The sequence below is a fragment of the Acinetobacter colistiniresistens genome, from assembly GCF_024582815.1.
Lineage (GTDB): Bacteria > Pseudomonadota > Gammaproteobacteria > Pseudomonadales > Moraxellaceae > Acinetobacter.
Window position 1 is genome coordinate 1,670,998 of the sequence record NZ_CP102099.1, and the last position, 20,390, is coordinate 1,691,387.

Annotated in this window: 19 protein-coding genes, 3 tRNA genes and 2 pseudogenes; 17 read left to right on the plus strand and 7 right to left on the minus strand. The window is 39.6% G+C overall.

Features of this window, described 5'->3' with window-relative positions; translation table 11 throughout:
• Nucleotides 1-34 precede the first annotated feature (34 nt).
• Nucleotides 35-655, plus strand: a pseudogene (locus NQU59_RS08005) (esterase/lipase family protein); the annotation flags it as partial.
• Nucleotides 656-779: 124 nt separating this feature from the next.
• Here the strand turns inward: NQU59_RS08005 and NQU59_RS08010 are convergent.
• Both NQU59_RS08010 and NQU59_RS08015 read right to left on the minus strand, forming a co-directional pair.
• Nucleotides 780-994: pseudogene (locus tag NQU59_RS08010) on the minus strand (tyrosine-type recombinase/integrase); the annotation flags it as partial.
• Nucleotides 995-2,034: 1,040 nt separating this feature from the next.
• Complete coding sequence (locus NQU59_RS08015; RefSeq protein WP_257065743.1) at nucleotides 2,035-2,631, minus strand: LysE/ArgO family amino acid transporter; 597 nt, start codon at nucleotides 2,629-2,631, stop codon at nucleotides 2,035-2,037.
• Nucleotides 2,632-3,185: 554 nt separating this feature from the next.
• Between NQU59_RS08015 and NQU59_RS08020 the strand changes: the two genes are divergently transcribed.
• Both NQU59_RS08020 and NQU59_RS08025 read left to right on the plus strand, forming a co-directional pair.
• A complete protein-coding gene (locus NQU59_RS08020) occupies nucleotides 3,186-4,349 on the plus strand; it encodes an MFS transporter (protein ID WP_257065745.1) in 1,164 nt (387 codons plus the stop codon).
• Between the two features lie 242 nt (nucleotides 4,350-4,591).
• A complete protein-coding gene (locus tag NQU59_RS08025; protein ID WP_257065747.1) occupies nucleotides 4,592-5,479 on the plus strand; it encodes an ArgP/LysG family DNA-binding transcriptional regulator in 888 nt (295 codons plus the stop codon).
• Nucleotides 5,480-5,647: 168 nt separating this feature from the next.
• On the opposite strand, the gene NQU59_RS08030 is transcribed toward NQU59_RS08025, so the two are convergent.
• Nucleotides 5,648-5,983, minus strand: coding sequence for a hypothetical protein (locus tag NQU59_RS08030; RefSeq protein ID WP_005243553.1), 336 nt, complete (start codon nucleotides 5,981-5,983; stop codon nucleotides 5,648-5,650).
• A 323-nt stretch (nucleotides 5,984-6,306) separates the two neighbouring features.
• On the opposite strand from NQU59_RS08030, the gene NQU59_RS08035 reads away from it, so the two are divergent.
• The 3 genes from NQU59_RS08035 (at nucleotide 6,307) to NQU59_RS08045 (ending at nucleotide 8,155) form a co-directional block, all read left to right on the plus strand.
• On the plus strand, nucleotides 6,307-6,723 hold the full coding sequence (locus NQU59_RS08035) for a J517_1871 family lipoprotein (protein WP_043972560.1): 417 nt from the start codon (nucleotides 6,307-6,309) through the stop codon (nucleotides 6,721-6,723).
• Nucleotides 6,724-6,790: 67 nt separating this feature from the next.
• Nucleotides 6,791-7,414 carry a MarC family protein gene (locus NQU59_RS08040; RefSeq protein ID WP_005243549.1) on the plus strand — a complete coding sequence of 208 codons (624 nt, stop codon included), beginning with the start codon at nucleotides 6,791-6,793 and terminating at the stop codon, nucleotides 7,412-7,414.
• Between the two features lie 219 nt (nucleotides 7,415-7,633).
• Nucleotides 7,634-8,155 carry an acyl-CoA thioesterase gene (locus tag NQU59_RS08045; protein ID WP_005243546.1) on the plus strand — a complete coding sequence of 174 codons (522 nt, stop codon included), beginning with the start codon at nucleotides 7,634-7,636 and terminating at the stop codon, nucleotides 8,153-8,155.
• A 133-nt stretch (nucleotides 8,156-8,288) separates the two neighbouring features.
• On the opposite strand, the gene NQU59_RS08050 is transcribed toward NQU59_RS08045, so the two are convergent.
• Nucleotides 8,289-8,477 carry a hypothetical protein gene (locus NQU59_RS08050; RefSeq protein WP_005243545.1) on the minus strand — a complete coding sequence of 63 codons (189 nt, stop codon included), beginning with the start codon at nucleotides 8,475-8,477 and terminating at the stop codon, nucleotides 8,289-8,291.
• Between the two features lie 476 nt (nucleotides 8,478-8,953).
• Here NQU59_RS08050 and NQU59_RS08055 point away from each other — a divergent pair, with 476 nt between their 5' ends.
• The 7 genes from NQU59_RS08055 (at nucleotide 8,954) to pgaD (ending at nucleotide 15,685) form a co-directional block, all read left to right on the plus strand.
• Nucleotides 8,954-9,961 (plus strand): CobW family GTP-binding protein, encoded by a 1,008-nt coding sequence (locus tag NQU59_RS08055; RefSeq protein ID WP_257065754.1) that lies wholly within the window; start codon nucleotides 8,954-8,956, stop codon nucleotides 9,959-9,961.
• An 84-nt stretch (nucleotides 9,962-10,045) separates the two neighbouring features.
• Nucleotides 10,046-10,576 (plus strand): YaeQ family protein, encoded by a 531-nt coding sequence (locus NQU59_RS08060; protein ID WP_257065756.1) that lies wholly within the window; start codon nucleotides 10,046-10,048, stop codon nucleotides 10,574-10,576.
• Nucleotides 10,577-10,606: 30 nt separating this feature from the next.
• On the plus strand, nucleotides 10,607-10,948 hold the full coding sequence (locus NQU59_RS08065; RefSeq protein ID WP_005243541.1) for an FKBP-type peptidyl-prolyl cis-trans isomerase: 342 nt from the start codon (nucleotides 10,607-10,609) through the stop codon (nucleotides 10,946-10,948).
• Between the two features lie 363 nt (nucleotides 10,949-11,311).
• Nucleotides 11,312-11,713, plus strand: a complete 402-nt coding sequence (locus NQU59_RS08070) for a hypothetical protein (protein WP_005243540.1) — start codon at nucleotides 11,312-11,314, stop codon at nucleotides 11,711-11,713.
• Between the two features lie 255 nt (nucleotides 11,714-11,968).
• A complete protein-coding gene (gene pgaB, locus NQU59_RS08075) occupies nucleotides 11,969-13,966 on the plus strand; it encodes a poly-beta-1,6-N-acetyl-D-glucosamine N-deacetylase PgaB (protein WP_257065758.1) in 1,998 nt (665 codons plus the stop codon).
• Between the two features lie 13 nt (nucleotides 13,967-13,979).
• Complete coding sequence (gene pgaC, locus NQU59_RS08080) at nucleotides 13,980-15,236, plus strand: poly-beta-1,6-N-acetyl-D-glucosamine synthase (protein ID WP_144583926.1); 1,257 nt, start codon at nucleotides 13,980-13,982, stop codon at nucleotides 15,234-15,236.
• Nucleotides 15,237-15,268: 32 nt separating this feature from the next.
• The gene (pgaD, locus tag NQU59_RS08085; RefSeq protein ID WP_005243536.1) at nucleotides 15,269-15,685 is read left to right on the plus strand and encodes a poly-beta-1,6-N-acetyl-D-glucosamine biosynthesis protein PgaD; all 417 of its coding nucleotides are present in this window, start codon (nucleotides 15,269-15,271) and stop codon (nucleotides 15,683-15,685) included.
• A 141-nt stretch (nucleotides 15,686-15,826) separates the two neighbouring features.
• On the opposite strand, the gene NQU59_RS08090 is transcribed toward pgaD, so the two are convergent.
• Nucleotides 15,827-15,912 (minus strand) — tRNA-Leu (locus NQU59_RS08090).
• Between the two features lie 213 nt (nucleotides 15,913-16,125).
• Between NQU59_RS08090 and NQU59_RS08095 the strand changes: the two genes are divergently transcribed.
• On the plus strand, nucleotides 16,126-17,886 hold the full coding sequence (locus NQU59_RS08095) for an alkaline phosphatase D family protein (protein WP_257065764.1): 1,761 nt from the start codon (nucleotides 16,126-16,128) through the stop codon (nucleotides 17,884-17,886).
• Between the two features lie 125 nt (nucleotides 17,887-18,011).
• On the opposite strand, the gene NQU59_RS08100 is transcribed toward NQU59_RS08095, so the two are convergent.
• A tRNA-Leu gene (locus tag NQU59_RS08100) sits at nucleotides 18,012-18,097 on the minus strand.
• 8 nt (nucleotides 18,098-18,105) lie between these two features.
• Nucleotides 18,106-18,179: transfer RNA gene (locus tag NQU59_RS08105), tRNA-Cys, on the minus strand.
• Between the two features lie 152 nt (nucleotides 18,180-18,331).
• Between NQU59_RS08105 and folD the strand changes: the two genes are divergently transcribed.
• From folD to NQU59_RS08120, 3 genes are all read left to right on the plus strand, one after another.
• Nucleotides 18,332-19,180 carry a bifunctional methylenetetrahydrofolate dehydrogenase/methenyltetrahydrofolate cyclohydrolase FolD gene (folD, locus tag NQU59_RS08110; protein ID WP_005243532.1) on the plus strand — a complete coding sequence of 283 codons (849 nt, stop codon included), beginning with the start codon at nucleotides 18,332-18,334 and terminating at the stop codon, nucleotides 19,178-19,180.
• Between the two features lie 49 nt (nucleotides 19,181-19,229).
• A complete protein-coding gene (locus NQU59_RS08115) occupies nucleotides 19,230-19,898 on the plus strand; it encodes a class I SAM-dependent methyltransferase (RefSeq protein WP_257065769.1) in 669 nt (222 codons plus the stop codon).
• Nucleotides 19,899-20,060: 162 nt separating this feature from the next.
• A complete protein-coding gene (locus NQU59_RS08120; RefSeq protein WP_043972578.1) occupies nucleotides 20,061-20,345 on the plus strand; it encodes a GNAT family N-acetyltransferase in 285 nt (94 codons plus the stop codon).
• Nucleotides 20,346-20,390: the final 45 nt, after the last annotated feature.

Genomic DNA, 20,390 nt, shown 5'->3' on the forward strand with positions numbered 1-20,390 from the left:
CAAACTCGTTCCCAATTCTGTACTTCTGCGTCGGGAAATGGTGAAAGAAGAGCTGATTGATCCTGCTAAAATGGTAAAAGTAGCTAATAAACAGCAATCTGTAAAAGATGTTTATAATGATAAAGTTGACGATGTAAAAAGATTTCACTCAAAAATTACCAATAAATATCATCCATGTACCTACATCAACTATGGACATGACCCCAAACATTCAAGTTTTGGAACACTCACTTGGACTTTAGACCAAGCATTGCGAGGTTTAACAGCTGAGCAAATGAAGAGGTTACCTCGTGTAAGTGCGAAGGAAATAGAAGCTTATAATCAGGGTGTTGCAAAAGATGCGATGAAAATGGGGCAAAGTGCAATGTACTATATGAAAGCCAATACAAAGGAAAATAACGGGTTAAGATATATCAGATTAACGAGTGGTAAATTCGGTACTTTTAAAATTTCTTCTCAAAACTCAGACGGTGATGGGACAGTACCTTATCAGTCAGGTTGTGCACCATTAGGCCAAAGTGGGGTAAAACAAGTATTTAAAATGAAAGGGTTTAACCACCAAGGTAGTTATAACAATACCCATGTCAAACGTTCTGTACTTTACTCGATCGTAAAAATTATTAAAGAAAATAATATTCAGCCCAAATATAGGTAGATTAAAGGGAATAGATATCCTTTTTTTCTTAGATTCTGTTGTGTAAGTTCCTTTGGCAGGAGCTATTATTTTTAAATGGAATATACTTCTGCCATTTTAGGCAGAAGTACTGATTCTATACCATTTATTTTTCACAAAAATTTGCCCAATCAGCCATTAGGCCTTTACGTTTTTCTAGATATGCTCCACGTAGGTAAGCAGCTTCTACCTCATCAGGTAGTTTATGAGCTAATACATGTTCGCAGACTTCTCGAGGGTAGTTAGTTTTATCCGCTGACCAGTCACGGAAAGTAGTATGGAAACCATGTGTTGTATCACTCGGTTTCGTTTAGGATAAATCAGGAAAGGGGGAAATGTCAGGCTGGAGTTAGAAAACGGAAATTATGCAATAGGAAATCGAACTCAATATATCTAATTTTGATTCTTACTGAAATAACATAACTAGAAACAAAGAAATTCATATGTAGTAAAAATAGTAGTAAAAAATTAAATATAAAATAATTTGTTGTTTAGTATCAATTCGATAGGCTTTTGATGTGACTGTCACCGCTTCCGCCAAATATCTAAATAAGCCCTTGTTTTTGCAAGGGCTTATTTTTTATATATTTATCCTTCAATCTACCCACATAAAAAGTTGGATTGAATTAAGTTAGCTTGGCTTGTTCATGTATTGATATGGCTATATAAAACAAATCTATTTGAAAGAGCTATAATATATTCATCAACAATCATTGTTATGCCATAAAGTTGCATCGGGATTATTTAGCGGTAGGGGGTAGTTTTTTTATCTATTTAAAATTTTTATGCGTTGCTGATTTATGTAGAAAATAGATATATAAAACAGTTAATTCTTGAGCATCGGGATCGTAATTTTGAAGTGCAAGAACACCATGCAAATTTTTTGAATGTCCTGTGTTTTTTAATCAAGAATAACAAGAAACAGTCTAGGTATTTTCAAACCTGCATAGTAGCTTTAATATCCATACAGCTTGAAAAAGCTCCATTTTCTAGACACATAGCTACAAAAGACATGCATATAACCGTTAGAACCTTAATAAGAAGGTTAGGTGCAGAAGGAAGTAACTCTGGTTCAATTTTACAGGACGTGAGAGTCGCTCTTGCAAAATGTTTAGAGCGCTAGACGTAAAGAGTGACCTATATTTCTAGGTTTTTTTGATTGCTTTGGAAGTGCACTTTTATTATCTGGTTTCAGTCAATTGTTGCAATAACACCAAACAAATATGGAGAATATTACAAGGATAGCTCGTCACTCAGTATATGAATCGTGATATGCAATAAGACTAGTCAATGATCTAAGATATTGATATAAAGCATAAAAAGCCCTTATGTAAATAAGGGCTTTTTTATTTCTCTGTATTTTAGATTAACAACTTAGTTGCAATTGCCCACATCATAAGTCCAACAACAACATCTAAAACTCTCCACGAGCTGGCCTTTTTAAACAAAGGCAACAAAACTCTTGCACCATAGCCGAGTGCAAAAAAGAAAATCCATGAGGCGAGGATTGTACCTGCCGCAAATAAATAGAGCTGATCCACAAACTGTACCGAAATCGAGCCGACCAGAATCACAGTATCTAAATAGACATGTGGATTGAGCCAAGTAAAGGCAAGACACATCCCGATAATTTTAAGCAGTGAATCTTTTTCAATATCACTTGGGTTGAGTGCCGAACTATTTTTTATGGCTGAATAAAAATTTCTAAGTCCATACAAAAATAAAAAAGCAGCGCCGAAATATTTGGCAATTGTGACAATCAAAGGAAAGTCGATCACGATTTTAGAAAAACCCGTGACCCCGAGATAAATCAAAATAGAATCCGAAAGTGCGCAGATTAAGCAGACCCAGAAAACATGTTGCTGCTTCAAGCCCTGTTTCAGGACAAAAGCATTTTGTGCCCCGATCGCTAAAATTAAAGAAAAGCCGATGCCAAGCCCATAGAAAAATGCAGTCATATTTTAGCTCCTCAATCATGTCGGTAGTCTGTACTGGCTTTGGATTGAAAAGAATCACAGTGTCATTTACAGATGAATTTAGGCAAAAGCAGTCCGTCTAACGCTTGGATCAAGTGTTAGAGGCTTTTCCTGTTGAAATTTACTCTTGGCTATTATCTTTTTTATTTTTAAAAGTCAGTAAAATTAAGATTGTTTGAGTTTGGCTAAATTTTTTAAGGTTTATATCCTGAATAAGAAAACAATGTGAGTTATTCTTTTGTGGTCGCTGAAGAGGAGGTGTTTTGACGTTGTAACAAAGCCTATGTCGTGTGCAATAGATTGTGCTTACAGGTTTACTTATCTGAAATTTATATTGCTGAATAAGCAGCGTATAGGAACAGCTTTGTGTAACAAAACGACTTAAAATAGTGTTGTCCGAATTTCCCCCCTTATTTTTCCATTGTTCCCCCTTATTTTTGGAATCATTTTAAATAAAAATTAAAAACAGTCGACACAGGAAGTGTTCGAGGCAATAACCAAGCAAACATTTAAAAAAATAAGTCAGTGAGTCAGGCATGGACCTTAGTCATAATATTCTGAGTGTAAACAATCTAATGCTCATCAAAACACGAAAAGTAATTGCGCTCGGTTTTGCGACACAAGGTCTTGGCTACGCTACCGTGATGACCGCACTGCCTACGATAAAAGGCCGATTCAAGCTTTCGGATGATCAGTTATCGTTGATTATTCTGGGAGTATGCATTGCAGCGGCACTCGGTTCAATTTTAGCTGATCGGATAGCAGTCAAACTTGGATCACGAGCTGCTGTTGTGACGGGTTTTATTTTTGAAGCCATCGGAATCGCAATTGCTGCATTGAGTCCCAATGTGATCCTGATGATTGCTAGCTTTTTACTTTATGGGCTTGGACTCGGCTGCTTAGATGCAGCACTAAATATGCAAGCTGTTATGATGGAACAGCGGCTTGGTAAAAGTGTATTTGGTGGATTCTTTGCTTGCTATACAGCGGCTGCATTCTTAGGTGCATTAATGATGTCAGCCACTGTTTCAACTTCATTGGGAGCAACGACAGCATTATGCATTGCGGTATTGATTGCATTGCTCACCTCGCAACTCTCTAGACGCTGGTTATTTCAGCAGAAACAAGGTTCAGAATTACATCCGCAAGAGAAACCGGCAATTCCATATCAGCAACTTCTCATTTTTGGGGTGATTATTCTGATTGTATTTACGGTCGATTCCGCAATCAGTACATGGAGTTCAATTTATCTCAAAGATGTTTTAGCCAGCTCTGCAACGATTGCTCCTTTAGGTTATGCAGCGTATCAAATAGGGATTTTACTCACACGCTTAAGCCTCGATTATCTGCTGCAATTTAAAACAGCGACCTGGGTTGCTTTGGTCACACTCCTGATCGGCGCATTGGGTTGTGTATTAGCTGGTATAAGCCATTCATTAATGACCGTTATTTTAGGTTTTGCACTGGCCGGTGTTGCTGTAGGCGCATTGATTCCACTGACCTATTCTGCTGTTGGCCGTTTAGATGAAAACCGACGAGATGAAATTATTGCGCGTGTGAATATTTTTAATTATGGCGGCGCGGTCGCAGGTGCGGTCATTGTTGGGTTGCTAGCCACACCTTTTGGTTATGCGCCGTCGTTTATAGGTTTGGCATTTGCCTTACTCAGTATTATTTATTTGAGAAAGCGATTGGGCTGATCTACATCAATCAGGACTAAGTCCTTTGTGCTGGTCAGGATTCGGGGGAACCGGCAACGATCTTGGAAAAATGAGTGACGCCAAGGTAGACCAGAATTCGAGCTGAAAGTAGCTAGAACCCTTGTCGAAGGAATGGGAAATTTTTCAGATAGAAAATTTAACTGTTAAGGTTATCTTTTTTATTTTTGAAATTTAGTAAAATTAAAGATGCTGGGGATTTCCTAAATTTTTCTAAGGTTTATATGCTGGATAATAAACAATGTGAGGCCTTTTTTGCGGTCGCAGAAAATGGAAGCTTCGAACAGGCTGGTGTGAAACTCTATATTACTGCTTCAGCCGTAACCTTGCGGGTGCAGGCGCTTGAAAAGGAATTGGGGCAATTATTGCTGATTCGTGGTCGTCCCTGTGTACTCACGCAAGCGGGGCAGCAATTGTTTGAACATTTGCAGCATATAAGACGTTTGGAACAAAATTTATTACACGGTTTGACGGGGAGTGCCGAGTCGAATTTTTTTAAGACGGTGATTGGTTCAAATGAAGATTCTTTAGCAACATGGTTACTTCCAGCACTAAAAGAAGTTTTATTGAAAGAAAAAATTGTAATTGAGCTTAGAACCGATGATCAGTCTCATACTTATTCATTATTGGAGAGGGGAACGGTCAGTGCCTGTATTTCGATTGAGGATAAACCGATGCGGGGCTGCAATGCTGAATATCTCGGTGTGATGCGCTATCGAATGGTTTCGACTAAACACTTTCGAAAAAAATGGTTTGCCGAAGGGGTGCATAGAGAGAACCTCCGGATGACGCCAGCCATTATCTTTAATGAGAAAGATCGGATGCATTTCGATATCTTGGAAAAAAGATATGGTTTGATGAAAGGAGCCTATCCTTGTCATTTGATTCCATCATCAGAGTCTTTTGTCACGGCGATTAAGTTTGGACTCGGCTATGGCATGGTGCCTGAATTGCAGCTGAATGCTGAAAATAAAGAAGATGGACTAGAGGAATTATTGCCTGAAGCAAAAATCGAAATTCCATTATATTGGCATCACTGGACTCAACAATCGAAACCTTTGCAGCTTCTTACTGAACATATTGTAAATCATGCTCGATTAATTTTGGCCTGAGATGAGAGAGTAACAATAAAAAATATTATATCATGTATAGAGTAAGATTTTAAATGCATGAGCTAACATTACTTCTAAAACGGTTAATCGGCGAAATGAAACCTAATAAATGTTTAGAAGTAATGTCAAAACTAAAACAAGCCTAAATATTATATTGGACGACAATGCTTAGAAAATTCTAGAGCTTCCAACATATTGTTTGGAGACATTATTTAAGGCGGTTAATATACGGCTAGTATCTTTCGTGCTTAATGCTTCATTCAGCTCATGCATATACGTTACAATTTGTGCTTTCACTTTGTCTGCGAAAACTGGCGTGACAGCTTGATCTTCATAAAGTAAGACGTAATTTTTTGCAAAACCATAAATAAGAAATAATGAACAATGTTCGAGTGGATTTTCTGCCCTGATAATGGCTTGTTCACATTCATTTTTTAATTGTTGGTAGGCATCCGTTCCATTTGGAAGAGTTTGAAACGTTTCAAAGATCGCTTGGAAAGTCATTTGAATTACTCGCTCAAAAAGAAAATCTACAGATGATTGAACTAAAAATCAAGGGATAATTTTTTATTTATGGTGCGCTTTAATGTCTGATCATTCATATTAGGTTATGGCTGATATGAATTTTAATTGAATCATGGGAAAGGGGTAATATGATGCTGTGGTTAAATCAAGTTGTATGAAATTTGAATATTGATAAAAATACAGAGATGAATTTTTAAAGTATTTTTACATTTTCCATACTTGTGATATACAGGCAATACCAATTAAAAAAGTATGAATATGGGAAAATAATAAGAATTATTTGATTTTTATCATTTTAGGTGATGGTTGTGAAAAACATTTTATTACCCGTAATTTTCGCTTTTAGTTTGGTGGGCTGTACTTCAATTACCACGATGTCTCCTGCTCAATTTAATCAATTAACAACTACCCAGATTCCTTTTGCAGGAAGTTGGGCGGGTGTGGTGGGGCCTTCTTCTACCGTTCTAAGTTTGAATCGTCAGGGCAGTGGGATGTTCTGTGTCGATAATGGTAAAGAGCTGATGTCGTATAAGGTAAAGTTGGTCGATAGTGTGCTATACACCGATCAAGGGATAAAGTTTAACGTGAAAGAGTTAAACAATAACAACGCCAAGATTCACATGAGTCTGTTGGGCTTGGGGGGAACCTTTGACTTAAACAAAGATGATCAATTGAAGCATGTAACAGTACGTTGTAAGCAAGTTTTGAGTGGATCATAAATCTATCGCTAGATCTTATTCCATGTCATGACGGCATTTCATGTTTTCCGCTGATCAAGAGAGTGCTATGTTTTCTCCTTATATTCATGCATTTGCATTATTTTTCTCACTTTTAAATCCTTTCCTTATGAGCGTCTATATGGTGGGGATGATTCGTAATACAGATGCGAAGATATTTAGTAAGGCCTTGATTCAAGGGAGTCTGATCGCTTTCGGGGTGTTTATTCTGTTTGCTTGGGGTGGGGAGAATATTTTCAGTCGCTATTTGAATGTGCGTTTTGAATCTTTCCAGATTTTTGGTGGTCTCATTTTCTTGGTCATTGGTTACCGCTATGTGTTCCAAGGTGCTGAAACAATTGGTGAGATGCGCGGGGCACCTGAGCATTTAGCTGGTACTATTGCCATGCCTTTTATGATTGGTCCTGGTACCATCAGTGCAGCTGTTGTGACTGGGGTGAGTGTACCTTTTACTGGCGCAATGGCGGTTATTGCACTGACCTTGATTTTGACTTGCAGTATTTTGATTTTGATGAAATTTGGTCATGATCATTTGCGCTATAAACATGCAAAATATATTGACCGCTATTTTGATATTGTTGGGCGGTTATCGGCGCTGCTGATTGGTACCATTGCCATTGATATGATTGTGAATGGTATTGTTGGCTTGATTCGCTCTGCTAATCTTGGTTAAGGAATGTTTTCAAGTTGCACTGAGGAGATTGGAGCAGCTTTTATTTGATTTGCACGTTCATGGCATTTCTATTAGATAAAAGCGCTTCAATGTCATTATTTTGAATAAAATCATAGAAAGATCATAAAAATAATTGATGATGTTTTAGCACTTTACGCATATTTTTATAGGCGTGAATAAAGGATAATAATCACGTTACAGTCTCTATGAGTTCTCTCCATGTATCAATTAGATCAAGCTAACCAAGCACCTGACGATCAGTCAGCGTTGACGATGACTGTTTTGATGACACCTGACATGGCTAATTTTTCAGGTAATGTTCATGGTGGAACGATTTTGAAGTTGCTTGATCAAGTCGCTTATGCCTGTGCAAGCAGATACTCGGGTAGCTACGTCGTAACTTTATCTGTTGATCGTGTCAATTTTAAAGAACCCATTTATGTGGGCGAACTGGTTACTTTCCTTGCCAGCGTGAATCATGTTGGGCGTACCTCAATGGAAATTGGCATCCGTGTAGAAGCGCAAAATATTCAAAAAAGAACCATACGACACACCAACACCTGTTATTTCACCATGGTTGCTGTTGATGAGCAACGTAAGCCGAAAGAAGTTCCAGCATTAAATCTGGATACTGAATGGAAACGTTGTCGTTTTGAAGCAGCGGAGCAACGTAAGGCGACACGTTTGCAGGAAGTTCATCAACCTTCATGTAGTGTGTTTAAAAAATCGACGCAATGTTAAATCATTATCCATGCTTTAAAAAAATAAAGATCGAACCGCAGCATGGTTCGATCTTTTTTTACATTTGTAATGAGATAAGCGTTAAGTCATTACAAATGTGGGTCTAAAGGTCTGGAGGAACCTTCAGATCGGTTTAGTTTGTTGGTGCTGGAGTCGATGCTGGTGCTTCAGTCGCAGTTGCATCAGTTGCTGCTTGAGTTTCTGGTTGTTCTTGAGTTGAAACAACGACTTTATCTTCAGTTTGAGCCTCTACAGGTGCTGCAAATGTCGATGCTGCTGCAAGTGTAAGCGTCGTCGCAAGAAGTGTTTTGATAAGTTTCATGTTTGGCATCCTTTATTTCATTTAAAATAACAGCCTCAATAAAATGATTTAGGGCATCTAAATCGCTTATTCGGCATGAGGTTCATGCTATGTGCCAAACGCTGATGCGGCAATATTCTTAACAATCTATTACGTCAATCTTAACAATATGAAATATTGAATCTCCTTATGTAGTTTCTATGTAAAACATCATGAAGAAATTAAGGATGAAAATGTATGAAAATATGTTTTTTGATTAAAAATTAACCTTGTTTTTACGCGTTTAAACATTCGATTAAGTTTTATTAAAAACGAATAATTGGATAAATCACTTATATTTAGAATCTAAATAAGATTTTTAGATTTACTTTGTGATAGATGTCTCTTTATTTTTATTTAGTGTTGTTTGGGTTGGATTGCTTGCACTATTTTAGAGTTTATTTTATTTCATTCATTTTTCTCTTTAGAATGAAATAAATTCTTAAGACGAGTTGGCCGTGAAATTTGTTGCTCCCAAAACAGTTCCCACCCATATTATTTCTGGCTTTTTAGGAGCAGGTAAAACCACATTGTTGCAGCATTTATTGACCCAAAAACCAGAGCAGGAAGTCTGGGCAATCCTGATGAACGAGTTTGGGCAAATTGGAGTGGATCAACAACTGATTACACAGCAATCCGGTTATGCAGTGAAAGAGTTATTAGGTGGGTGCTTATGTTGCAGTAGTAAGTTGCCCATGCAAATCGCATTGGCTCGTTTGCTTAGTGAAAGTAAGCCTGATCGTTTGTTTATTGAACCAACAGGTTTAGGGCATCCTGCACAATTATTAGAACAACTCACTGAACCACATTGGCAAAATAGCTTGGCCATGCGGGCATTGGTGATTGTGGTCGATGGCAGTCGCTTACATGATCAGGACTGGGTCGAGCAGAATTTATATCGTGATCAATTTAAAGCTGCACAAATAGTGGTGTTGTCGCATACGGACTGCATGACAACAGCAGACCATCAGGCCTATACAGCCTTAAAACAAGAATATGAAACGTATGTCCAACACTGGATTGAAGCTGAACATGGGCAAGTGCAGATGCAGCAGATTGATATTGTGCAGCAACCGTTGCAACGCAAGATTCAACCTTTACTCAAGTTGCAACAAGCACAGCTCGCTGCTGAGCAACTGCCACAAATAAAGCAGCTTCCCTATCATTATGTTGAAATGGCTCAAGGCTATACGGTAGCAGGTTGGAAGTTGCCTAAGCGTTGGCAATTCAGCTTTTATGATCTGTTAGATCTTCTGTGTGCTCAGCAGGATTGGCTACGAATCAAAGGTATATTTAATACCGATCAGGGGTGGAAAAGTTTTAACTTTAATCCGCAGCAATTTAACTATCAATCTGCTGAAGAGAGTATTGATAACCGAATTGAGATTATTGGCCAATCGGCACAGGATTGGCTGTTATTTGAAACACAATTATTGAGTTGTCGGATTGATCAGATTAATGGCTAAGATGATCAAAGCACATATTTTTGTTGAAAAAATAGAGTATGCTTAGCGCCAAATTTGAGTACACCGTATTGAAGAGTATCGTTTATGGCGTTAAAAGCAACAATATATAAGGCAGATCTGAATATTGCCAATATGGATGAGCATATCTATGCCGATTATCAACTGACACTGGCTTTACATCCATCTGAAACCATTGAGCGTTTGATGGTTCGTATTCTGGCTTATGCACGTTATGCTGATGAACGTTTAGAATTTACCAAAGATTTATTCGAAACAGACGAACCCGCATTATGGCAAAAAGATTTGACGGGATTATTAGAAAAGTGGATTGAAGTTGGTTGTCCGTCTGAAGATAAAGTGAAAAAAGCCAGTGCACGCTGTAAACAGGTTGCAGTGGTGACCTATGGCTCTCAAGCCGATGATTGGTGGCAGAAAAACACCAAAATTAAAACCCTGAGCAATGTGGAAGTATGGCAGTTGGCACCCCAAACTACGCAAGCACTTGAAGGCTTATGTGAGCGGACCATGCAGTTACAGCTCAATATTATGGATGGTGAATGGACCTTGTTAAGTAATCAAGGTCAAGTCGACATCCAGTGGCAGCAATTGCAATAATTTTAGTTTGAGTGATCTGGAGAGATATTAATGAGCACAGAATTAGAAATCATTGATTTAAAAGTGGGTGAGGGTAAAGAAGCAGTGAGAGGTGCTTTAATTACGACACATTACACTGGCTGGCTTGAGGATGGTACCAAGTTTGATTCGTCACTTGATCGTGGCAGCTATTTTGAGACCGTGATTGGAACGGGTCGTGTGATCAAAGGTTGGGATCAAGGCATTATGGGCATGCGTGTGGGTGGAAAGCGTAAACTGATTGTACCAGCTCACTTGGCTTATGGTTCTCGTAAAATCGGTAAAATTATTCCAGCCAATGCCAATTTGACTTTTGAAATTGAGCTTTTTGATGTAAAAACACGCGACGAATAACATTTCGCACGCACTGAAATTCAAGTGATTGGGTTAGGTTTTTCAACAAAATCACTTGAAAATCATATGTATAAGTTGGTACTGTCGATTTTATAATAAGATTCTGATTTTAAAACTATTTCTTTTATCTGAATTTTATTACAGGCTATGAAAAAATATTGCTTCTACATACAGTCCTGTATATCTTTGAGTTGAAAGGGCAATTTTTTGATCAGCTTTAATTTTGAATAGCAATGTGCTTTTCAAGTGTTTGAAACTTTGCTCTCTGGGTGGCTAGAAGTGGATTGGGGTGAATCCCTTGATAGCAACCGATTATAAAAATGTAACATAAGTAAGATAAAAATTGAGTGAGTAGAGGCTGATATGAATGATTATCTGGATATCACGGCATCGGAATTATTAAGAGAGTTGGATCATTTTTTTCTGATAGATACCCATGACGGTGCGCAAACAGGCTTTTGGGTCAACGAAAAAGCATTGACTGATAAACATTATTGGATGGATGGGAATTATAAAGTTGAAATTCTCAGGTCATTGCAACCATCACATCAATATGCTCCCCATGACTATAAAATCACTCGTTTGGCTTTGGGTGAGAATGATACGAATGTCGTGTTATTGGACTATGATGGGGTGCATAAAAGAATCCAGACTTTTCGTCGAGGAGAGTGGGTGAATCGTTTGAATAAGTATTTTTATCAGAAAGAGCGTCATTATTTACAGCAGCTCGCCGATCATCCGAACTTTCAGTCAATTCAGTATTAAATAGATAACTGTCTTAGTTTGCCTCTAATCTTGATCAAATAGATTTGAGGCTGTTCTTCTCGTTAAAATATATTCAGTTAAAGTGTGATTGATTTCATAAAAAATATATTTAAGTTTATTTTCAGTTTTTAAAATTATAAATACAATCCTTAGTTCTTGCTGACCATTCAAAAATATCTTATCAGTCCATTAAACTGTAAGATGATAAAGGCATGATCTGCGATCATTGAATTCCAATTTTGAGACGATATCTCTATGACAACACGTTTCGTGTCTCCGACCTTAAAAGTTTTTCTTGGTCTCGTATTTGGAGTAGTTGCCTGCTCCACAACTGTTGCGGCGAATTCGCAAATTGATGCAACCACATTAACCGTCATTGGATATCATGAAATCACGGATCGAAAAGATGCCTTGATCCCAAGTTACGCGGTTACAGCAAAACAGTTTGATGAGCATATTGATTGGTTGCAAAAGAATGGTTATCACTTTATCAATGTGGATCAACTAATCAAGGCTCACCAAGGTAAATATAAGTTGCCAACTAAGCCCGTGTTATTGACAGTGGATGATGGTTATCAGTCTTTTTATCAAAATGCTTATCCGGTTATTCGGGCGAAAAAGATCCCTGTGGTTTTGGCTGTGGTTGGTTCGTGGCTGGAACCCAAAGCAGGACAGAAAGTCGATTTTGGTGGCGAACTGATTGAGCGAAATAAAATTCTGAGTTGGGATGAGCTTAAGGAAATGCAAGGCAGTGGTCTGGTTGAAATCGCCAGCCATAGTTATCATTTACATCAAGGGGTAAATGGTAATCCGCAGGGAAATTCAGAGCCTGCTGCGATCACCCGTATTTATGATCCTAAAACCAAGAGTTATGAAAGTGATGCCGCTTATCAGGCACGAGTTTTCAAGGATCTTAAAAAAAATAATGAGTTATTAAAGTCACATGGTTTACGCTCACCACGTGTGATGGTTTGGCCGTATGGTCGCTATAATATGCAGCTGGTGCAGATATCTAAACAGTTAGGGATGCCGATTACCATTACTTTGGATGATGGGGCAGACCATGCCAAGCAATCGCTGCAAAATATGAGTCGTATCTTAATTCAAGGGAATATGTCGACCAGTACCTTGGCACAAGAGATTAAAAATCGGGAATTGAATCTAAATGACAATAATCGACCGCAAAAAATCATGCATGTCGATTTAGATTATATCTATGACCCAGATGCCAAACAGCAAGAACGTAATCTAGATCATTTAATTGATCGTATTAATGGTATGGGGGTGAATACTGTTTATTTGCAAGCCTTCTCCGATCCTGATGCCAATGGTTCTGCAGATATGGTTTACTTCCCAAATCGCCATATTCCAATGCGTGCAGACTTATTTAACCGTGTCGCTTGGCAGATTCAGACACGGACACCTGTACAGCGTTTATATGCCTGGATGCCGCTGTTGGCATGGGAACTACCAAAATCGGATCCTGTATCAAAAGATTTGGTCGAAACTCAGCAGGCTAAAGCAGGTGAGCATCTGAATATGGGCTATATTCGTCTCAGCCCATTCTCGCCAGAAGCGCGTCAAACCATTAAAGAGATTTATCAGGACTTAGCGAAATCGACACCATTCGATGGTTTGTTGTTCCATGATGATGTGACATTGTCCGATTATGAAGATGCGAGTCCAGAAGCCTTGGCGGCCTATGCAAAACAAGGTTTACCAACAGATTTAGCTAAGATTCGTGACAACGATGCAGATTTACAGAAATGGACAGCATATAAAACTCGTTATCTAGATGACTTTGCGATGGAGCTTGCAGCGGAGGTGCGTCAATATCAACCTTTCCTTGTGACAGCTCGTAATCTGTATGCACAGGTGGCTTTAAATGCCTATGCTGAAAACTGGTATGCTCAATCTTTGGAGCAATCCTTAAATCGTTATGATTTTACTGCAATTATGGCAATGCCATATATGGAAAAATCGGATAATCCAACCAAGTTTTATACGGATATTCTCAATCGTGTGAAGCAATATCCGAACGGCATTAAAAAGACCGTGATGGAGTTGCAGGCAGTAAACTGGCGTAATGATCAAAAAGTTCCATCTGAAGAAATGGCAGCGACGATCAAGTCTTTATATGAGCAGGGTGCAATGCATGTGGCGTATTATCCAGATGATCCGATCAAAGGACATCCAGATGTCGAAACCATGCATAAGGCTTTTAGTCTAAAATCATCTCAATTAGTACCATAGTCGAGTAATGTAGATGAGTTGGATTGCTTTATTGTGGTCATACGCCATTAAGTTTGTTTTTTACTATCCATTATTTATGTCGTATTTATGGATGGTCGGGGCAATCATTTTTTATTGGAAAGAGCGCCAAGATCCACCATATCAGCAACCTGCCGCTTTGCCTGAATATCCGAAAGTTGCGGTATTGGTACCGTGTTTTAATGAAGGTGATAATGCAGAGGAAACCATTAGTCATGCACTTAAGCTGGATTATCCAAATTTTGAAGTGATTGCGATTAATGATGGCAGTTCTGACAATACTGGTGAGGTGCTAGATCGCTTGGCTACTCAATATGAAAAATTACGAGTCGTTCATTTGGCGCAAAACCAGGGTAAGGCGATGGGACTACAAGCGGGTAGCTTGATGACCGATGCTGAATTTTTGATTGGAATTGATGGGGATGCGTTACTGGATCCCTATGCGGCTAAATGGATGATGCGCCACTTCTTGGAAGACCCAACAGTCGCGGCAGTCACGGGTAATCCACGTATCCGTACGCGTTCGACCCTATTGGGGCGAATACAGGTTGGGGAGTTTTCTTCAATTGTCGGCATGATTAAGCGTGCTCAGCGAACCTTTGGTCGTCTATTTACAGTTTCTGGTGTAATTACGGCCTTCCGTAAAAGCGCCGTGCATCAGGTCGATTATTGGTCGCCGAATATGCTGACTGAAGACATTGATATTACCTGGAAACTACAGCGTGCAGGTTGGGATGTACGCTTTGAACCAAATGCCTTGGTGTGGATCTTAATGCCAGAAACCTTAAATGGTTTGTGGAAACAGCGCTTGCGCTGGGCTATGGGTGGGGCACAGGTACTGATCAAGAATATTGACGTTTTCCTCAAGCCCAAGCTTAATTTTTTATGGCCATTGATGTTTGAGTTATGTTTAACACTCGTTTGGTCATATTTAATGCTTATAATGGCCGTGATCTGGTTACTGCATTTTATCTTTGCGATTCCAGCTCTGGCTGTGGTGAGTTCACCATTTTTACCATATGGTAGTGGAATTTTATTAGGTGCGACCTGTTTAATTCAGTTTGCTTTAAGCAAATGGATGGATAGTCGTTATGAACCAAACCTTGGAAAAAATTATTATTGGATGATTTGGTATCCTTTTGTGTTTTGGTTGATCACGATTACTGCTACAATCGTCGCCTTTCCAAAGGTACTGTTGCGTAATGATGGGAAGCGTGCCCGTTGGATTAGCCCAGATCGTGGAATTCGTTGAGTCTAAAGATTTATTTTGCTGAGTAAAAAGCAATGAAAGCAGACAGTTTGATTATTGATGTACGTCGCCAGTTGCCATGGCATAAACGTTATTTTTCAACGACAACAACCGCAATGATGTGGGCGGGGTGGTTGCTGTTGTGGCGTCCATTTATTTTGGTGTGGGTGTTGGTTGAGTTACAAAAAACGCATATCGCACAGCGTTTAATGACGGCCTTTGGTGATGGGATTGAGCATGGTGTTACAGCACTATTTATGTGTGCAATTGCATTATTATTATGGAGCTTTTTGCCTTCAAAACGTATACACCAAAAGCATGCGGTAGAAAAGACCTTGCCAGATTATGCACGTTATTTTGAATTGCCTGAGCAAGAGATTCAGGTAGGGCGTCAGCAGAAAGTCAGCATCGTGCATCATGATGAGAATGGTAAGATTATTCGCGTAGAATAAGTTGACTGATTAAAATCAAAAATATCGAATGCCTTAATATTTTTATTAAGGCATTTTTTATGCAAGATTATTAAATTTTAGGCATAAAAAAACCAGCTTACGCTGGATTTTTATTTGCACCATATTTCACTAGCTGAAACATGGTGCCCGAGGCCAGACTCGAACTGGCACGCTTTGTGGGCGGGGGATTTTAAATCCCCTGTGTCTACCGATTTCACCACTCGGGCATGTGCGCAATAATAGAGGACACATTAAAGCTTGGCAAGAGTAAAACAGACGATTTGCTTTCTTTTCAATCAATTCATGTGTTTATCTGATGAAAATTAAGCACTGTCATATAACTTTCATGATTCTTTCATCAAACTGAGATCAAAGTTTCATCTACGCGAGTTAATTTAAGTCATTTATTTATAGTGATAAAAGTTAAGGTAGCTATCCAAATGACAGCAAAAATTTCACGACGGGAACTCATTCAAAAAAGTCTATTCGGTTTCGGGGCATTATCTTTATCTGCGGGATTTACCGGTTGTAATGACAGTTCGGATAAAGAAACAGCAGTATTACAAGTGAACTTTGAACACGGAGTGGCTAGTGGGGATCCTTTGCAAGATCGAGTGATCTTATGGACACGTTTAACACCAAGTGACAGTAGTGCGCGTTTACAAGTGACTTGGGAAATTGCGCTAGACTCGCAATTCAAGCAAATTATTAAAACTGATAAAGTCACGACTACAGCAGCCCAAGATTTTACTGTGAAAGTAGATGCGACAGGTTTAAAACCAGATCAAAGTTATTTCTATCGCTTTAGCTTTGGCGATAAGTTTTCACCGATTGGACAAACCAAGACCTTACCAACCAGTACCTCAAAGGTAAGTTTTGCGGTATGTTCATGTTCCAACTATCCAGCAGGCTATTTCTATGTGTATCGTGAAATGGCCAAGCAAAATGTTGATGTGGTTATTCATCTGGGGGACTATATTTATGAATATGGTGCAGATGGCTATGCAGCAGAAGATGCAGCGAAATTGGGGCGGACACTTGCAGCAGACAATAATAAGGAAATCATCAAACTAGAGGATTATCGCAAACGTTATGCGCTGTATCGTAAAGACAAAGATTTACAGGCACTACATCATCGTCACCCATTTATTGTGATTTGGGATGATCATGAACTTGCGAACGATGCCTGGCGCGATGGGGCTGAAAACCATCAGCCAAACGAAGGGCCATTCCTTGATCGTAAGCTCGCGGCTTTACAGGCTTATTTTGAATGGATGCCAATCCGTCCTGTGGATGAACAACACACCAAGATTTATCGCCAATTCGATTTCGGTAATCTGGTTCAATTGACCATGCTGGATACCCGTATTATTGCACGTGATGAACAGTTGGACTATGCCAATTATATGACGACGAATGGTTTGGATATTGCAAAATTCCAAGCAGATTTGACCAACCCAGCACGTACTCTAATGGGCTATACCCAACGTGACTGGTTAATTGGTAAGTTACAGCAGTCAAATGCAGCATGGAATGTACTCGGTCAGCAGATTCTGATGACCAAGATGTTGGTTCCAGCGGAATTACTACTGGCTTTGGCTGAAATTACTGCAGGTAATCCGAGTGTGGACACCTTAAATAAAATGAATGCGCAAATTACTGAATTGGTGACTTTAAAGATTCGCCTGCAAAAAGGTGATCCAACTTTAACAGCACAAGAAAAAGCGCGTGTATTAACTGTTGCACCTTATAATCTGGATGCGTGGGATGGCTATTTTGCTGAGCGTGAGATTGTGTATGGTGCTTTGGCACAATTAAAGAAAAAGGTGGTGGTGCTGGCGGGGGATACTCATAATGCTTGGTCGTCAAACTTATACAGCAAAGATGGGGCATTTGTTGGGGTGGAGTTGGCAACCAGTTCAGTGTCTTCACCAGGTCTGGAAAAGTATTTAAATATTCCACTTGCACAATTACAGCAGTTTGAATTTGCATTCACGACCTTGATTGATGAGTTGAATTACTGCAACTTAAATCAGAGAGGCTATTTGATTGTTCAATTTGATACTGCACAAGTGCAATCACAATGGATTTATGTCGATTCGATCAAAAAACCTGAATATGTGATTGATACAACCCGTGGTTATCAGTTGGTTTTAGATAAAAACTTACTGCCAGTAAAAACAGGGCAGCAAGTGGCTTAAAGTTAAAAAAGCGAGGGAAGGCCAAGTCAATGTACTTGGCTTTTTTATTCTGAGCTAAATTTTAGGCATAAAAAAACCAGCCTGCGCTGGATTTTTATTTGCACCATATTTCAGTAGCTGAAAGATGGTGCCCGAGGCCAGACTCGAACTGGCACGCTTTGTGGGCGGGGGATTTTAAATCCCCTGTGTCTACCGATTTCACCACTCGGGCTTTACCAATGGAGGCGGAGGTCGGAATCGAACCGGCGTACACGGAGTTGCAGTCCGCTGCATGACCACTCTGCCACCCCGCCATCTCTTGGTGATGCACATATTAGCAATCTTTAAAAAAAAAACAATAGTGTTTTTCGCGAATATGCACATAAAAACAACATCTAAAAGAATATTGCTCAAATTATCATGTATTATTTACGCAATTGATTCATACCCACTTTGGAGATGCGCTGTGGCATTGGTTTTAGACGGTCGTGCATTAGCAAAACAAATTGAAACGGATTTGTTGGTACGTGTAGAAGCTTTAAAAGCAAAATCGGGGCGTACCCCTATCTTGGCAACGATCTTGGTGGGTGATGACGGTGCATCTGCAACGTATGTGCGTATGAAAGGTAATGCGTGTCGTCGTGTTGGCATGGATTCGCTGAAAGTTGAGTTGCCAAAAGAAACTACAACTGAGCAGTTATTGGCTGAAATTGAAAAATTAAATGCCAATCCAGATGTGCATGGCATTTTGCTGCAACATCCAGTGCCTGAACAAATTGATGAAAGAGCATGTTTTGATGCGATTGCACTGGAAAAAGATGTAGATGGTGTGACTTGTTTAGGTTTTGGTCGTATGGCGATGGGCGAAGCTGCTTATGGCTCTGCAACGCCAGCAGGTATTATGACCATCTTGCAAGAAAACAAGATTGAAATTGCAGGTAAGCATGCTGTTGTTGTGGGTCGTTCAGCAATTCTGGGTAAACCGATGGCGATGATGTTGTTGCAAGCCAATGCAACCGTCACGATTTGCCATTCACGGACTAAAAACCTTGCTGATTTCGTAAAACAAGCTGATATCATTGTTGGCGCAGTGGGTAAGGCTGAATTGATTCAAAAAGACTGGATCAAGCAAGGTGCGGTTGTGGTTGATGCAGGTTTCCATCCACGTGATGGCGGTGGCGTTGGTGATATCCAATTAGTTGGTATCGAAGCGGTTGCTTCTGCTTATACGCCTGTTCCAGGCGGTGTAGGTCCAATGACGATCACCACCTTGATTCGTCAAACTGTAGAAGCTGCTGAAAAAGCATTAGCGTAAAATGATTAATAACCCCTCGCGAAGAGGGGTTTTTTAGAACTAAACAAATATGAGCTGTACTTTTCAATTTGCAAAAGCACCTGAGCAATTGCTTAAAGCATTGCATGAGGTGATTCCAAACACCGATTTGCTGGCGCAACAGTTACCTGAAACGCCGATTTCACTCTGGTTGATTCCACCTGTCTTCCCAACCGATCGCTTGGATGATGAAGTCATTCGAAGAATCTGGAATGAAACGCCATACTGGATCTTTTGCTGGGCCTCAGGTTTGGCGATGGCACAATGGCTGTTGGCAGAACCGCATCATGTTAAAGATAAAGTGGTGCTGGATTTTGGGGCGGGTTCTGGTGTGGTGGCAATTGCCGCAAAAATGGCGGGTGCCAATCGGGTGATTTGCTGTGATATTGATCCAGTCAGTCTTGCATCATGTCGTGAAAATGCCTTGTTAAACGATGTTGAACTTGAATATCTGGATGATTTGTATCAGTCCGAGCCAGTCGATGTGTTATTGGCGGCAGATGTACTATATGACCAGTCCAATCGTTTCTTTCTTGATGAGTTTTTAAAGTTTTCACCTGAGGTATGGGTGGCGGATAGCCGTGTCAAAAACTTTAGTCATCCACAATATCTCAAAATTGATGAGCGTAGTGCAACGACTTGGCCTGATTTGGATGAAGCCAAAGAGTTCCGAAATGTCAGTTTTTATCGGACTAAATAAACCACGTCCAACCAATGAGCAAGATGAAAATCGCTGGGTGAAGCAATAAAAATCTTAACAAAACAGTCTGAAACACCATGTTAAAACATTGAGTGAAAGAGCGACACGATAAGTTTCAACTTTATTGAGTGAATCAACGGCGAAAAGCAAAAGGAGCATGATATGGCGATTCAGCAGTCTGATGATGGTAAGCACGGCACATTTCAGTTATTTGAAGGTGAAGTGTTGGCAGGTGAAATGGCCTATACTTGGGCTGGAGGTGAGATGTTGATTATTGATCACACCGATGTGAATGAGGATTTTCGCGGTCAGGGAGTGGGACGTAAGCTTCTTGATGAATTGATCGCTTTTGTGCGTGAGCGTGAGGTGAAAGTAATTCCCTTATGTCCTTTTGCAAAATCTGTATTTGATAAGGATCCATCGATTCGTGATGTGTTAAAAGTATAAAAATAAGTATGGATGTATTCAGTTTTGAACACATCCACTTGGATT